Below are 13,710 nucleotides of genomic sequence, written 5' to 3'. Positions count from 1 at the left end.
TTCTGCAGATTATCAAAAAGAAGCAGGAACTTTGAATCTGCAGATCGGCAGAAGCTTTACGTCCCTTGGCAATGAAATGCTGATGGACGGCAGTGACCGCCTGATCACAGAAAAGGTAGATTTCAAATTGCTGGTGAATGGCAAGGAAAGCGATATCCAGTGCTATTATGTGGACGGCGAGGTATATGCGCCCGTGGAAGAAGTGCTGGCACTGGTGCAGAAATAAAACGAAACGGAGGTTATCTGATGACAGAACTGGAAAAAATGGCAAAGGGTTATCTTTGGGAAGATACAGAAGCATATCTGGAGGAGCAGCGGATTGCAAAGGAACTAATGTATGATTTCAATCAGTCCCGACCTTCAGAGGGAGAGAAAAGAAAGAAAATCGCAAAGCAGTTGTTCGGATATGTGGGAGAGGATGTTTTTATTCAGCAGCCCATTACCATTGCAAGAGGGAAAACGGTAACTATCGGGGATGGCACCTATATCAATTCTAATCTCATGCTGGTGGATGATTACCATATCACCATCGGAAAAAATTGTCTGATCGCACCCAATGTATCCATCACAACAACAGGACACCCTGTAGATCCGGAGCTTCGCGCAAAAAAAATGTATAGCTTTCCTGTGACCATTGAAAACAATGTGTGGATCGGTATGGGGGCTATCATTCTGCCCGGTGTCACCATTGGAGAGAACAGCATCATTGGCGCAGGCAGTGTGGTGACAAAGGATATTCCGGCAAATGTGATTGCTTTTGGATCTCCCTGTAAAGTATGGAGAGCCATTGATGAAAGAGATAAGGAATATTATTATCGAAATCTCCGTTTGGATGAACAGCTATAAAGAAGTTTTTGCCATCAATCTTAAGACTTTTTTTGTTGTTTTTTGCAGAAAAGCGTTTTAAGATAGAAGAGAAGTCTTACGAAAGAGCAGAAAGGAGGACTTTTCTTTGGATGAAGAACGAAAAAAACATCTGAAACGGCTATATTTTAAGACCCTTGCCATCACGCTGGCAGTCTGCGTTGCCCTGATGGGGCTGGGGTATGGTGCATTTTTATATATGGTGGGCGGGCTGAACCGCTCGGATATCGATGAAAATAATCTGTCTGCCAATGCAAGTATGGATGAGCGGGTCATCAATATCGCTCTGTATGGGGTGGATTCCCGCAATCATGATTATCAGGGGCGTTCCGATGCCATCATGGTGGCTTCCATCAACGGCAAAACAGGCAAGATCAAACTGATCTCCATAGCCAGAGATACCTATGTTTCCGTCCCCGGCTATTATGATACAAAGATCAACCATGCCTATGCCTACGGCGGCCCGGAACTGGCCATCCAGACATTGAACCAGAATTTCGGTCTGGACGTTACAGACTATGTAACGGTAAACTTTGACTCTCTGGCGGAAGTCATTGATGAAATGGGCGGCGTTACGGTAGATGTTACGGAAGAAGAACGTTATCAGGTCAATGCGTATCTTCTGCGGGGCGACCCGTTGAAGGAAACGGGTATGGTAAATCTGACAGGCCCGCAGGCAGTCAGCTATTCCCGTATCCGAAAGATCGACAGTGACAGCATGCGTGCCTCCCGTCAAAGAGAGGTTCTGGCGGCTCTGTTTGAGAAGGCACTGGCAGTCAACCCTCTGGAATATCCTTCCTACGTGCGTAAATTTGCGCCTATGGTGGAAACTTCCCTGAGCAATGATGAGATCCTGAAAATTGCCAAAGTTGGCTTGAAGAGTCCCAAACTGGAGCAGGCGGCTTTCCCCAACGATCATATCTATTCCACGGGGCAGACCATTAACGGCGGATGGTATTACGTCTATGATCTGGAGCAGGCAGCGGATATGCTGCAGCAGTATATTTACGAGGACATTCCCTTTGAACAGTATGGCCTGACAGAGGAAGAAGCAGGCGCGGAAGGGAAACAGGAATAAAAATTGGCAAGGATTTCCGATTTTTCCATTCAGGAAGAAAAGAAAAACCATAGAAAAAGCCGATATGTTGCATTTTAAATACAACATCACGGTCTGAATACATACAAAATGTACAAAAAAGAAGGGTGATTTTTATCCTTCTTTTTTTGTTTTGCGCTGTTTTGGGAAGGCTGCAGAAAAAATTGATGGTTGACAAAAAATCTGAGGGCGTTATAATGGGTGACAAGTTCAAAAGACAAAGGCAATGAAAAGAAGAGTACATTCTGAAAGCTCTTACAGAGAACCTCCGGTAGCTGCGAAGGAGGAGATGTGGAAGGAATGGAAGATGGTCTTGGAGCCGCGCACCGAGAGGAGATCCCTTTAGGCTGCGACGGGAGCGCCCGTAACAGCGCCAGAGTATCGGCGAAAGCCCGTACTTGCAGAGGCTATAGATGCGAGTCTATGGTGAATTAGGGTGGTAACACGAAGTATATGATGCTCTCGTCCCTTTGGTTAACATAACCGAAGCGGCGAGAGCTTTTTTAATGCAGAAATGAGGAAATGAAATGGAAAAAGAAACTATGATCCGTCTGGAGAATATCAAAAAACGTTTCCAGACGAAGGGTGGGGAGCTGGAAGTGCTCCACGGCGTCAGTGCAGATATTAAAAAAGGTGAAGTATTCGGCATCATTGGTCTGAGCGGTGCCGGCAAAAGTACACTGGTGCGCTGCATCAACCTGCTGGAACGTCCCACCGGCGGCAAGGTATATCTGGACGGCGTAGAACTGACTGCGCTGAATGAAAAAGATCTGCGGGAACAGCGCAGACACATGGGGATGATCTTCCAGCAGTTTCATCTGCTGATGCAGAAAACTGCACTGGAAAATGTATGCTTCCCTATGGAGATCAGCGGTGTGCCTAAAGCGCAGGCAAAGGCAAGAGCAAAGGAACTTCTGGAACTGGTTGGTCTGGCGGACAGAACAGAATCCTATCCTTCTCAGCTTTCCGGCGGTCAGAAACAGCGTGTGGCTATCGCAAGGGCATTGGCAACGGAACCCAAGGTGCTGCTTTGTGACGAAGCAACTTCCGCGCTGGACCCCAATACCACAGCCGGTGTTCTGAAACTTCTGAAAGATATCAATGAGAGACTGGGCATCACCATCGTGGTCATCACTCACGAAATGAGCGTTATTCAGGAAATCTGTGACAGAGTAGCCATTATCGACGGCGGTCTGATCGCAGAAGAGGGCACGGTGGAAGAAATCTTCCGTAACCCCAAAACAAAGATCGGTCAGGAACTGGTGCTGCACGAAGGGGCAAACAGAGAGGCCTACACAGGCAGATTGCCTTACTGCTATCGTCTGGTATTCAAAGGCGGCAGCGAAAACGAACCCGTTCTGGGTCAGATGATGATCGAAACCAAGGGGCTGGTAAATATTCTGGCAGCCAATACAAGAACCATCGATGACGAAGCTTTTGGCCAGATGGTGCTGCAGTTCCCTGAAGAAAAAACATTGAGAGAAACCATGATTCAGTATCTGCGAGACAGAGGCGTAGTGGTAGAGGAGGTAGAATATGTTTAAAGATGGCATGCTGGCATTGGTCGGCACTGGTTTTTGGGAAAGTATCTATATGACACTGATCTCTACATTTTTCGCTTATGTGATCGGCTTACCTCTGGGTTTGCTGCTGGTGGTAACAGATAAGGACGGGATCAAGCCTGTTCCCTGGCTGAATGCCATTCTGGGCACCATCATCAATGTGGTACGTTCCGTACCCTTCCTGATCCTGTTCGTAACCATCATGCCCTTTACAAAGGCAGTGGTTGGCACGACCATCGGCCCCAAGGCGGCGATCATTGCACTCTTGGTTGCGGCGGCTCCCTTTGTAGCCCGTATGGTGGAATCTTCCCTGAAGGAAGTGGAAAAAGGCGTGATCGAAGCGGCTCAGTCCATGGGGGCTTCTCCCTTCCAGATCATGACAAAGGTTCTGCTTCCTGAGGCAAAACCTGCGCTGCTGGTTGGCAGTGCCATTTCCATCACAACCATCCTTGGTTATTCTGCAATGGCCGGCTTCGTTGGTGCCGGCGGTTTGGGTGCCATCGCCATCAACTATGGCTACCACCGCAGTCAGGAAGATATCATGTATGTCATGGTGATCCTGCTGGTGATCATCGTACAGGTGTTCCAGGAACTGGGCATGAAAATTTCCAAGAAAACAGACAGAAGACTGTAATGTCCGAAAGGATTTACATACAAGAAGAAAAGAAAAGGCAATCATAACTTTAATCTTAAGGAGGAAACAAACATGAAAAAATTCTTTGCAATCTTACTGACAGGCGTATTAACACTGGGTCTGGCTGCTTGCGGCGGCTCTGAACCCGCAGCGGAAGGCGACAGCATCACGCTGAAAGTGGGCGCATCTCCCACACCCCATGCAGAAATTCTGGCTGTAGCGGCAGAAGAACTGGCTGCCAAGGGCATCAATCTGGAAATCATCGAATTCACAGACTATGTACAGCCTAATCTGGCTCTGGACGGCGGCGATCTGGATGCAAACTACTTCCAGCACCTGCCTTATCTGGAAGGCTTCAACAAAGATGAAGGCACAGATCTGGCATCCATCGGTGCGGTTCACTATGAACCCATGGGTATCTATGCTGCAGAAGACATTGATCTGGCATCCGTTCCTGCAGGTGCAAAAGTTGGTATCCCCGTTGACCCTACAAACGGCGGTCGTGCCCTGCTGCTGCTGGAAGCAAATGGTTTGATCAAACTGAATCCCGAAGCAGGCATTGCTGCAACAAAACTGGATATCGTAGAAAACCCTCTGAACCTGGAAATCGTGGATATGGAAGCAGCGCAGCTGGCAAAATCTCTGGGCGATCTGGATCTAGCTGTCATCAATGGTAACTATGCACTGCTGAACGGTCTGTCCATCGATCAGGCTCTGGCGATCGAAGCGGCTGACTCTCTGGCAGCAGAAACATACGGCAATATCGTAGCAGTAAAAGCCGGCAACGAAAATGCACCCGGTATGGCAGAACTGATGGAAGTGCTGAAAGGCGAAGCAGTAGCTACATTCATCGCAGAAACATACGCAGGTTCCGTTGCAACAATGAACTAAGGACCTTTTAAAGGTTTGACCCCAATTTTCATAAAAAAAGACGACCAATTGGTCGTCTTTTTTTATAAATCAATTTTGCTAAGAGCAGCTTCGTCGGCAACGATCGTCACATCATTGTGCAGCTGAAGGATAGAAGCAGGAACAGAAGGGGTGATTGGCCCGAAGAAAGCTTTTTTTACCGCATCGGCTTTATCTTCACCACTTACAACGACAAGGATTTTTTTCGCCTGCATAATATTTTTGATCCCCATCGTATAAGCCTGACGAGGAACATCTTTTTCAGAGGCGAAAAAGCGTTTATTTGCTTCGATGGTGCTTTCTGTCAGATTTACGCAATGGGTTTCCTTTTCAAAGGCAGCGCCGGGTTCATTAAAACCAATGTGTCCGTTTCTGCCTAGACCGAGCAGCTGCAAATCAATGCCGCCTTGCGCGTGGATGGTTTCATTATAAGAAGAACAAGCTTTTTCAGAATCTGCTTCCAGTCCATCAGGTACGAAAGTATGTGCTTTATCAATATTTACATGATCAAACAGGTTTGTATTCATAAAATAGCGATAGCTCTGATCGTTTTCAGGGCTTAAGCCTTTGTATTCATCCAGATTGACACTTGTAACGTGGCTAAAATCCAGATCTCCTTTTTTATACCATTCGATGAGTTGTTTGTAGGTTCCGATGGGAGAAGAACCGGTAGCCAATCCAAGTACGCAATTTGGCTTCATTATAATTTGTGCGGAAATGATGTTTGCAGCTTTTCTGCTCATATCCTGATAATTTTTTGCTTTATAAATGATCATAATATTTTGTCCTTTCTTTTGTTTTCTATTATTAAGTATACAAGTTTTGATAAAGATTTCAAGAGATGGGGTCAAAAGTGAAACAAGTTTCACAACCTGAAATAGAGAACGGAGGGTTGTGCATAATGAACAAAATAGATAAAAATAAAGGTGGGAAAAAGTTGTAATTGTCAAAAAAAGTGAAAGATGTTACTGAAAGTGGATAACATATTGAAATTTGTTTCAAAAGAATTTACAATACGACCAGAACAAAGGAGGTCAGAAAAAATGAATCAGAAGGTGGAAAACCTAAAAGGTAAATTAATCGTATCTTGTCAGGCGTTACCAGCAGAACCATTACATTCTTCATTTATTATGGGGAGAATGGCACTGGCGGCAAAAGAAGGCGGGGCAAGCGGCATTCGTGCAAATACGAAAGAAGATATCAAAGAAATTCAGTCTCAGGTAGATCTGCCGATTATTGGGATTGTGAAAAGAGACTATGCAGACAGCGATATCTACATTACTCCAACAATGAAGGAAATTGATGAATTGATGGAAGTAAAACCTGATATCATTGCAATGGATGCGACGATTTCGAAGAGACCGGGAAACAAAACATTGGATGAATTTTTCTGTGAAGCAAAAGAAAAATATCCGGATCAGTTGTGGATGGCAGATTGCTCTACAGTAGAAGAAGCACTTCATGCGGATGCGTTAGGGTTTGATTTCATTGGTACAACAATGGTTGGTTATACAAAACAAAGTCAGGGTTCCAAAATTGAGGCGAATGATTTTGAAATTTTAAGAGAGATCATCGCCAAAGCGAAACATAAAGTCATTGCGGAGGGGAACATTAACACTCCGGAAAAAGCTAGACGCGTCATTGAACTGGGAGCTTATAGCGTTGTTGTCGGGTCAATCATTACAAGACCACAGCTGATTACAAAATCTTTTGTAGAAGAAATGGAACGATAAACAGGAAGCAATAGAAGGAATTGTTATTTGAAAAGGAGTAAGCATTATGAGAAATCTTGAAAAGTACAAAGGTGTTATTCCTGCATTTTATGCATGCTATGACAAAGAAGGAAACATCAGTCCAGAAGGAGTACAGGCATTAACAAAATATTTCGTAGAAAAAGGCGTAAAAGGCGTTTATGTCAATGGTTCTTCCGGGGAATGCATTTATCAGAGCGTGGAAGACCGTAAAATCGTTCTGGAAAATGTCATGAAAGCAGCAGAAGGCAAACTGACAGTCATTGCTCACGTTGCATGCAATAACACAAAGGACAGCCAGGAACTGGCAAAACATGCAGAAAGCCTGGGTGTTGATGCGATTGCAGCAATTCCCCCCATTTATTTCCATCTGCCTGAGTATGCGATTGCACAGTATTGGAATGATATCAGTGCAGCAGCTCCCAACACTGATTTTGTAATCTATAACATTCCTCAGCTGGCAGGCGTCGCTTTGACACAGAATCTGTTTGCAGAAATGAGAAAGAATCCCAAAGTTATCGGTGTGAAAAATTCTTCCATGCCTGTACAGGATATCCAGATGTTCAAACAGGCAGCAGGTCCTGATTACATCATCTTCAATGGTCCCGATGAACAGTTCATGAGCGGACGTGTGATCGGCGCTGAAGGTGGTATCGGCGGTACATACGGGGTTATGCCAGAACTGTATCTGAAATTGGATGAGTATGTAAAAGCAGGCAAGATGGAAGAAGCAATGGAAGTGCAGTACGCATGTAATGAAATTATCTACAAAATGTGTTCTGCTCGTGGTAACATGTATGCAGTGATCAAGGCAATTCTGAAAATCAATGAAGGCCTGGAACTGGGCAGTGTAAGAGAACCCCTGCCTGCGCTGATTGATGCAGACATGGATGTTGTGAAAGAAGCAGCGCAGATGATTTGCGATGCCAAGAAAAAATATTTATAAATCGAACGAAGAGAAGGTATTTTTAAAAGATACTCGGCGTCATCGTGAAAATCACTGAGTATCTTTTTTTAGACTTATATGGGTAATTAGGAGGAAAATGGAATGCAAGGCTTTACGATGATCGACTTGATTATTTTAGTAGTATATCTGGCAGCAGTATTGTTTGCCGGCCTTCATTTTGCCAAAAAGGAAATGAAGGGGAAAGAATATTTTAAAGGTGACGGGACTGTGCCCTGGTGGGTTACATCCGTATCAATTTTTGCAACTTTGTTAAGTCCCATCTCTTTCTTGTCTTTGGCTGGGAATTCCTATGCGGGCACATGGATTATGTGGTTTGCGCAGCTTGGTATGCTGCTTGCAATTCCTGTAACAATTAAATTCTTTTTGCCTATTTACAGCAAATTGGATATCGATACAGCGTACCATTATTTGGAACTGAGATTTGGCAGCAAAGGACTGCGTGTTCTGGGTGCGGTAATGTTTATCGTGTACCAGATCGGTCGTATGTCCATTATCATGTATCTGCCCTGTATGGTATTGGGCAGCCTGACAGGTATCAGTGTGAATGCGCTGATCATTATCATGGGTGTAATTGCGATTATCTATTCTTATACAGGTGGTTTGAAATCCGTACTTTGGACAGACTTTATTCAGGGATCTGTGCTTCTGATTGGTGTAACATTCGCATTGATCTTCCTGCTGGTACATCTGGATGGCGGTATGGGAGCTATTTTCTCTGCGTTTGCAACAGAACATAAATTCCTTGCAGCAGACCAGCCCATCTTTGATGCCAATATCCTGAAAGACAGTGTATTCATTATGATTGTTGGTGCAGGCTTTAACACAATGGGCTCTTATGTATCCAGCCAGGATATTGTACAGCGTTTTACAACAACAACAGATACAAAGAAATTAAATAAGATGATGCTTACAAACGGTGCGTTGTCTATCTTTATTGCAACAGTATTCTATCTGATCGGGACAGGCTTGTATGTATTCTATCAGCAGAATGCACTGCCTCCTGCAGCAGCACAGGACCAGATTTTTGCATCCTATATTGCATTTGAACTTCCTGTTGGTGTAACAGGCCTTCTGCTGGCAGCAATTTATGCAGCAGCACAGTCCACACTTTCCACAGGTCTGAATTCTGTTGCTTCCAGCTGGACACTGGATATTCAGGCTAGTCTTTCCAAAAAAGAACTGGGCTTTGAAAAAGAAACAAAAATCGGCCAGAGAGTATCTCTGATCGTTGGTATCTTTGCGATCGTAGTAGCAATGGTACTGGCAAACGGCGGTGTGAAATCTGCATATGAATGGTTCAATGGCTTCATGGGTCTGGTACTGGGCATCCTGATCGGCACATTTATTCTGGGTGCATTTACAAAAGTTGCAAATACATTCGGCGCAGTTGCAGCATTTATCGCAGCTTCTGCAGTAATGGTTTATGTGAAATATTTTGTACCTGCCGGCAATGTAACAATCTGGTCTTATTCCATCATTTCTATTGCTGTATCTCTGGCAGTTGGTATTCCGGCAAGTATCATTTACAGCAAAGTGAAAGGCGGCACTTCTGCGCCTGTAGCAAATACAGTCGTTTATAAAAACTAACAGAGGTGATAAACAGTGATTTTTGGGAATGTGAATAATATTGAAGAATTTCCTTTTTTGGAAGAACAGGTAAAAGAATGTTTTGCATATGCAAAAACACATGACTTAGCATCTTTTGAAAAAGGAAGCCATGAAATTGATGGGGAAAGATTATTTGTAAATATTGTGGAATACACAACAACAAATGCAGAGGATCGTTTCTGGGAAGCACATAAAAAATATCTGGACGTACATGTCATGATTCACGGCAACGAACAGATCGATCTGAATTTTATTCAGAACATGGATGTAAAAGAATTTGTTGAAGCAGATGATTTTCTTCCCATGGATGGGGAAAAGAATGCTTCTGTTGTATTAACGGACGGAGATTTTCTGGTTTGCTATCCAAGCGATGGACACCGCACTGCAGTGCAGGCAGGCGATAAACCGGAAAAAATCAAAAAAGCAATTTTCAAAGTGAGAATATAAAAAGCGGGATTCGATCCTGTGGAAGGGAAGGACAAACCAAAGACAGGCGGTTTGTCCTTTTCTCAGTCATAGGCATATCTTGAGAAGAGAAATGGAATTGTATATAATATATAAAATATGTATAATGATAGAAAGGTAATGAGGATCACAAGATGAAAAAATATATTTGCATCGATATTGGGGGTACCGCAATCAAGTATGGATTGATCGGTGAAAATGCTGAAATTATATTGAAAGAATCCATGAAAACAGAAGCAGAAAAGGGCGGGCCGGAAATTCTGAAAAAAACGATTGGAATCGTAGAAGACCTGATGCATAGAACCCAGGAAACAATTTCCGGTATTTGTATTTCAACAGCCGGCATGGTCGATACAGAAAAAGGATCTATTTTCTATTCTGCACCATTGATACCCAATTATGCAGGAACACAGTTTAAAAAAACGCTGGAAGAAAAGTTTCATATTCCCTGTGAAGTAGAAAATGATGTAAATTGTGCAGGGCTTGCGGAATGCCGCTCCGGCGCTGCAAAAGGAAGCAGCTCTGCGCTGGTGCTTACCATTGGAACAGGGATCGGCGGCTGCATTGTATTAGATGGAAAGGTGTTTCATGGATTCAGCAACAGTGCGTGCGAAGTCGGTTATATGCATATGGGAAACAGTGATTTCCAGACATTGGGCGCAGCAAGCATTCTGACGAAGAAGGTGGCGGAATGGAAGGGTGAGCCCCGGGAGAAATGGAATGGCTACCGTATTTTTGAGGCGGCGAAAAAAGGAGATAAAATTTGTCTTCTGGCAATCGATGAGATGGCAGACGTTTTAGGGAAAGGCATTGCCAATATCTGCTATGTCATCAATCCGGAAATCGTTGTTCTTGGCGGCGGCATCATGGCGCAGGAAGCATTCCTGAGGGAAAGAATAGAAGGCGCTTTGAAAAAATATCTTGTATCCAGCATTGAGGAACATACAACAATTACATTCGCGAAGCATCAGAATGATGCGGGTATGCTGGGAGCATTCTATCATTTCTGTAATTCGCATTAAAAAGATGGGATGATATTATGGAATACTATGTGAAATCTGTTATACCAATGATTGAATCAAATTATAATAAGCTGACACCGGCAGAAAAAACCATTGCTGATTTTTTTATTCATAATAAGGAAAAAATGGACTTTTCCAGCCGTCATATAGCAGAATTATTGTATACATCAAAACCAACACTTTCCAGATTCGCGAAAAAGATAGGGTTTCACGGTTATCAGGAATTTATTTATCAATATGAAAATACTTTTGTAGAAAAAAAAGAAAATATAACCGGAAACACCAGAATGGTATTAAGTGCTTATCAGGAAATGCTGAATAAGACATACAATCTGGTAGATGAAGCACAGCTGGAAAGAATTGCAGGATATCTGAATAAAGCAGAGCGTGTATTAGTATGCGGATGCGGAAGCTCAGGGCTTTCTGCAAATGAAATGGAATTTCGATTCATGAGAATTGGTATCAACGTGGATTCATTGACAGATTCAGATATGATGAAAATGTCCTCTGTTTTTCAGGATAGAAGAAGCCTCGTATTTGGATTCAGTATTAGCGGGGAGAGAGAAGAAATCACCTATTTGCTGCGTGAAGCATATTCGAAAGGTGCAAAGACGGTTCTTTTTACTGCAAATAATGGGGAAAATTTTTCAGAGTATTGTTCAGAAGTTGTACTTTTATCTTCTCTAAGACACTTGAATCATGGCAATGTGATTTCACCACAGTTTCCAATTTTAGTCATGCTGGATATTATTTATGCTTATTATGTAGAGCAGAATAAATATATCCGCGAAGGAATACATGACAGTACGCTGCGTGCATTGGAGGAAGGAGAAGGTAAGAATAAAAAGATTTATTGATAGAAGGCTTCTTCTTCCAGAATAACATTGGAGGACAGAAAAATGATTATTGATAATGTTAAAGTATATACGCCTGACAAAAAATTTATGAAAGGCGGTATTGTTCTGGAAGGGAAAACGATCCAGAGTATTTATACAGAAAAAGACGCACCTGATCTGCGAGGAAAAGACGTGATCAACGGGAACGGTGCGTATGCGATCCCAGGTCTGATCGATCTCCATTTTCATGGCTGCAAGGGGGATGATTTCTGCGATGCATCCAAAGAGGCAATTGCAAGAATTGCAGCGTATGAGGCATCGATTGGGGTAACAGCAATCGCACCGGCGACCATGACACTTCCCGTGGAAGAACTGGAACACGTATTGACCGTTGCAGCGGAGTATAACAGGGAAACAAAAGATGATAAAAAAGCGGATCTGGTTGGCATAAATATGGAAGGGCCATTTATTAGCCATGCGAAAAAAGGGGCACAGGACGAACGAAATATTTTGCCGTGCGATACGGAAATCTGCGAAAGATTCCTGAAGGCTTCTGAGGGCTTGGTAAAGTTCATCGGCATTGCGCCGGAAGAAAGCGGGGATACCATTAAATTTATAGAACAGATGAAAGATAAGGTCAATATATCCCTGGCACATACAAATGCGGATTATGATACAGCAATGGAAGCGTATAAAGCCGGTGCGAATCATGCGGTACATTTGTATAATGCAATGCCTGTATTTTCACATCGCGAACCGGGGGTTGTTGGCGCAGTATTTGACAGTAAAAATGTGATGGCAGAACTCATCTGTGACGGTATTCATATTCATCCTGCGACTGTCCGTGCAACGTTTCAGATGATGGGGGCGGATCGTATCATTTTCATCAGTGACAGTATGCGGGCAACAGGCATGCCGGATGGACAGTATACCCTCGGGGGATTGGACGTGAAAGTTGTTGGGAAACTGGCCACTTTGGTGTCCGATGGAGCGATTGCCGGTTCCGCAACAAATCTGATGGACTGCATGAGAACTGCTGTAAAGAAAATGGATATTCCCTTAGAAACTGCAGTGGCGTGTGCAACGATGAATCCGGCGAAGAGTCTTGGGATTTATGATCAGTACGGTTCCATTGAAGCAGGAAAAAAAGCAGACATCGTATTGCTTGATGCAGAACTTGCATTACAGGCTGTCATCAAAAATGGCATCAGACTTTGATCCATTTCCGTAAAGAATGGTGAGAGCGTAAAAGGTATTTTGAAACAGAAAAGAGGATGGCGTATGCCATCCTCTTTTTCTTATGGGTATCGTTGATGTTTTCTGTCATTCTTCATAAGACTTTTTCAAAAGCGGAGAAAGATCACTGTTTACCGGTGGAACCGTGACCGCCTCGGTCTTCGTTGCCTAAGTCTTCTGTTTCGACAAAGTTCAGCGCAGGCTGATGTTCGAAGATACGGAATTGACAGATACGGTCATTTACTTCGATGACAGTATCCCGCAGGGCGTATGCAGGCATGAACCACTGGTCGTTATTGCCGCAGTAGCTTTCATCCACGATGCCGCAGTGGTTGGTCTGGATGATACCGTAATTCTTGAAGGTGGAACTGCGGGGCACGATGTGTGCTTCGTAGCCCTTGGGCAGCTGCATGGCGATGCCCAGAGGGATCAGTTTGAATTCGCCTGCTTTCAGTTCCACTCTTTCTGCGGCTCTCAGGTCGATCCAGTCGGATTTGCCGTCGATGTAGCGCAGTTTTTCAATTTTATCGCTCAGATATTTCACTTTAATTGTTTCCATATAATTTATCCTTTCTGGGAATTTCTGCAGGGAGTTTTTTGACTGCCAGCGATAAACGCTGGTCAGCTTCGCATCATAAATGATGCTGCGGGGGCGAAGCCCTCAAGGAACTCACTCAGCGTGATAAAGATACAGAGAACTGTTCTGTAAAGATTTCTGCACATCGATGATTCTCTGATTGAAAGAGCCTTTCCAGTGCAG

The 13,710-nt window shown here is 43.8% G+C and carries 15 protein-coding genes and 1 other annotated feature; of the genes, 13 read left to right on the top strand and 2 right to left on the bottom strand.

Translation table 11 applies throughout. The annotated features are described in order from the left end of the window. The 6 genes from ACJMLT_RS02060 to ACJMLT_RS02035 form a co-directional block, all read left to right on the top strand. Positions 1–226: hypothetical protein (locus tag ACJMLT_RS02060; RefSeq protein WP_405725851.1), on the top strand; the 226-nt coding region annotated here is incomplete at its 5' end. Positions 227–246: 20 nt separating this feature from the next. Then, a complete protein-coding gene (locus ACJMLT_RS02055) occupies positions 247–846 on the top strand; it encodes a DapH/DapD/GlmU-related protein (protein WP_405725848.1) in 600 nt (199 codons plus the stop codon). A 106-nt stretch (positions 847–952) separates the two neighbouring features. Further along, complete coding sequence (locus tag ACJMLT_RS02050; RefSeq protein ID WP_405725845.1) at positions 953–1,942, top strand: LCP family protein; 990 nt, start codon at positions 953–955, stop codon at positions 1,940–1,942. A gap of 235 nt (positions 1,943–2,177) precedes the next feature. Beyond that, positions 2,178–2,433, top strand: a binding site (T-box leader). Between the two features lie 54 nt (positions 2,434–2,487). Then, positions 2,488–3,504, top strand: a complete 1,017-nt coding sequence (locus ACJMLT_RS02045) for a methionine ABC transporter ATP-binding protein (protein WP_405725842.1) — start codon at positions 2,488–2,490, stop codon at positions 3,502–3,504. Beyond that, entirely contained in the window at positions 3,497–4,156 is a 660-nt protein-coding gene (locus ACJMLT_RS02040) for a methionine ABC transporter permease (protein WP_405725839.1), read from the top strand. The genes ACJMLT_RS02045 and ACJMLT_RS02040 overlap by 8 nt, the downstream gene beginning before the upstream one ends. A gap of 72 nt (positions 4,157–4,228) precedes the next feature. Continuing rightward, entirely contained in the window at positions 4,229–5,047 is an 819-nt protein-coding gene (locus tag ACJMLT_RS02035) for a MetQ/NlpA family ABC transporter substrate-binding protein (protein ID WP_405725836.1), read from the top strand. Between the two features lie 62 nt (positions 5,048–5,109). Here ACJMLT_RS02035 and nagB read toward each other — a convergent pair whose 3' ends face one another. Next, positions 5,110–5,841 (bottom strand): glucosamine-6-phosphate deaminase, encoded by a 732-nt coding sequence (gene nagB, locus ACJMLT_RS02030; RefSeq protein ID WP_405725833.1) that lies wholly within the window; start codon positions 5,839–5,841, stop codon positions 5,110–5,112. A 267-nt stretch (positions 5,842–6,108) separates the two neighbouring features. Between nagB and ACJMLT_RS02025 the strand changes: the two genes are divergently transcribed. From ACJMLT_RS02025 to nagA, 7 genes are all read left to right on the top strand, one after another. Continuing rightward, complete coding sequence (locus ACJMLT_RS02025) at positions 6,109–6,798, top strand: N-acetylmannosamine-6-phosphate 2-epimerase (RefSeq protein ID WP_405725830.1); 690 nt, start codon at positions 6,109–6,111, stop codon at positions 6,796–6,798. Positions 6,799–6,844: 46 nt separating this feature from the next. Then, on the top strand, positions 6,845–7,762 hold the full coding sequence (locus ACJMLT_RS02020) for a dihydrodipicolinate synthase family protein (protein ID WP_405725827.1): 918 nt from the start codon (positions 6,845–6,847) through the stop codon (positions 7,760–7,762). A 102-nt stretch (positions 7,763–7,864) separates the two neighbouring features. Then, positions 7,865–9,370, top strand: a complete 1,506-nt coding sequence (locus tag ACJMLT_RS02015) for a sodium:solute symporter (protein ID WP_405725824.1) — start codon at positions 7,865–7,867, stop codon at positions 9,368–9,370. Positions 9,371–9,385: 15 nt separating this feature from the next. Continuing rightward, positions 9,386–9,838 (top strand): YhcH/YjgK/YiaL family protein, encoded by a 453-nt coding sequence (locus tag ACJMLT_RS02010; protein ID WP_405725821.1) that lies wholly within the window; start codon positions 9,386–9,388, stop codon positions 9,836–9,838. A 152-nt stretch (positions 9,839–9,990) separates the two neighbouring features. Then, positions 9,991–10,878, top strand: a complete 888-nt coding sequence (locus ACJMLT_RS02005; RefSeq protein ID WP_405725818.1) for an ROK family protein — start codon at positions 9,991–9,993, stop codon at positions 10,876–10,878. A gap of 17 nt (positions 10,879–10,895) precedes the next feature. Next, positions 10,896–11,735, top strand: coding sequence for a MurR/RpiR family transcriptional regulator (locus ACJMLT_RS02000; protein WP_405725815.1), 840 nt, complete (start codon positions 10,896–10,898; stop codon positions 11,733–11,735). Positions 11,736–11,777: 42 nt separating this feature from the next. Next, positions 11,778–12,932 carry an N-acetylglucosamine-6-phosphate deacetylase gene (gene nagA, locus ACJMLT_RS01995; RefSeq protein ID WP_405725812.1) on the top strand — a complete coding sequence of 385 codons (1,155 nt, stop codon included), beginning with the start codon at positions 11,778–11,780 and terminating at the stop codon, positions 12,930–12,932. A 142-nt stretch (positions 12,933–13,074) separates the two neighbouring features. On the opposite strand, the gene ACJMLT_RS01990 is transcribed toward nagA, so the two are convergent. Next, positions 13,075–13,509: a dUTP diphosphatase gene (locus ACJMLT_RS01990; protein WP_405725809.1), complete on the bottom strand. Its 435-nt coding sequence runs from the start codon at positions 13,507–13,509 to the stop codon at positions 13,075–13,077. Positions 13,510–13,710 lie beyond the last annotated feature (201 nt).

Origin of the sequence: Anaerotignum sp. (genome assembly GCF_045122575.1) — a bacterium.
Lineage (GTDB): Bacteria > Bacillota > Clostridia > Lachnospirales > Anaerotignaceae > Anaerotignum_A.
Note: the sequence above shows the minus strand (reverse complement) of the source record. Positions and strands in the feature narration are given on the sequence as shown.

Coding starts and splice junctions, on each gene's coding strand:
- ACJMLT_RS01990 (WP_405725809.1), bottom strand. CDS start 13,509: ATGGAAACAATTAAAGTGAAATATCTGAGCGATAAAATTGAAAAACTG.
- ACJMLT_RS02055 (WP_405725848.1), top strand. CDS start 247: ATGACAGAACTGGAAAAAATGGCAAAGGGTTATCTTTGGGAAGATACA.
- ACJMLT_RS02020 (WP_405725827.1), top strand. CDS start 6,845: ATGAGAAATCTTGAAAAGTACAAAGGTGTTATTCCTGCATTTTATGCA.
- ACJMLT_RS02045 (WP_405725842.1), top strand. CDS start 2,488: ATGGAAAAAGAAACTATGATCCGTCTGGAGAATATCAAAAAACGTTTC.
- ACJMLT_RS02015 (WP_405725824.1), top strand. CDS start 7,865: ATGCAAGGCTTTACGATGATCGACTTGATTATTTTAGTAGTATATCTG.
- ACJMLT_RS02005 (WP_405725818.1), top strand. CDS start 9,991: ATGAAAAAATATATTTGCATCGATATTGGGGGTACCGCAATCAAGTAT.
- ACJMLT_RS02040 (WP_405725839.1), top strand. CDS start 3,497: ATGTTTAAAGATGGCATGCTGGCATTGGTCGGCACTGGTTTTTGGGAA.
- nagB (WP_405725833.1), bottom strand. CDS start 5,841: ATGATCATTTATAAAGCAAAAAATTATCAGGATATGAGCAGAAAAGCT.
- ACJMLT_RS02025 (WP_405725830.1), top strand. CDS start 6,109: ATGAATCAGAAGGTGGAAAACCTAAAAGGTAAATTAATCGTATCTTGT.
- ACJMLT_RS02000 (WP_405725815.1), top strand. CDS start 10,896: ATGGAATACTATGTGAAATCTGTTATACCAATGATTGAATCAAATTAT.
- ACJMLT_RS02035 (WP_405725836.1), top strand. CDS start 4,229: ATGAAAAAATTCTTTGCAATCTTACTGACAGGCGTATTAACACTGGGT.
- nagA (WP_405725812.1), top strand. CDS start 11,778: ATGATTATTGATAATGTTAAAGTATATACGCCTGACAAAAAATTTATG.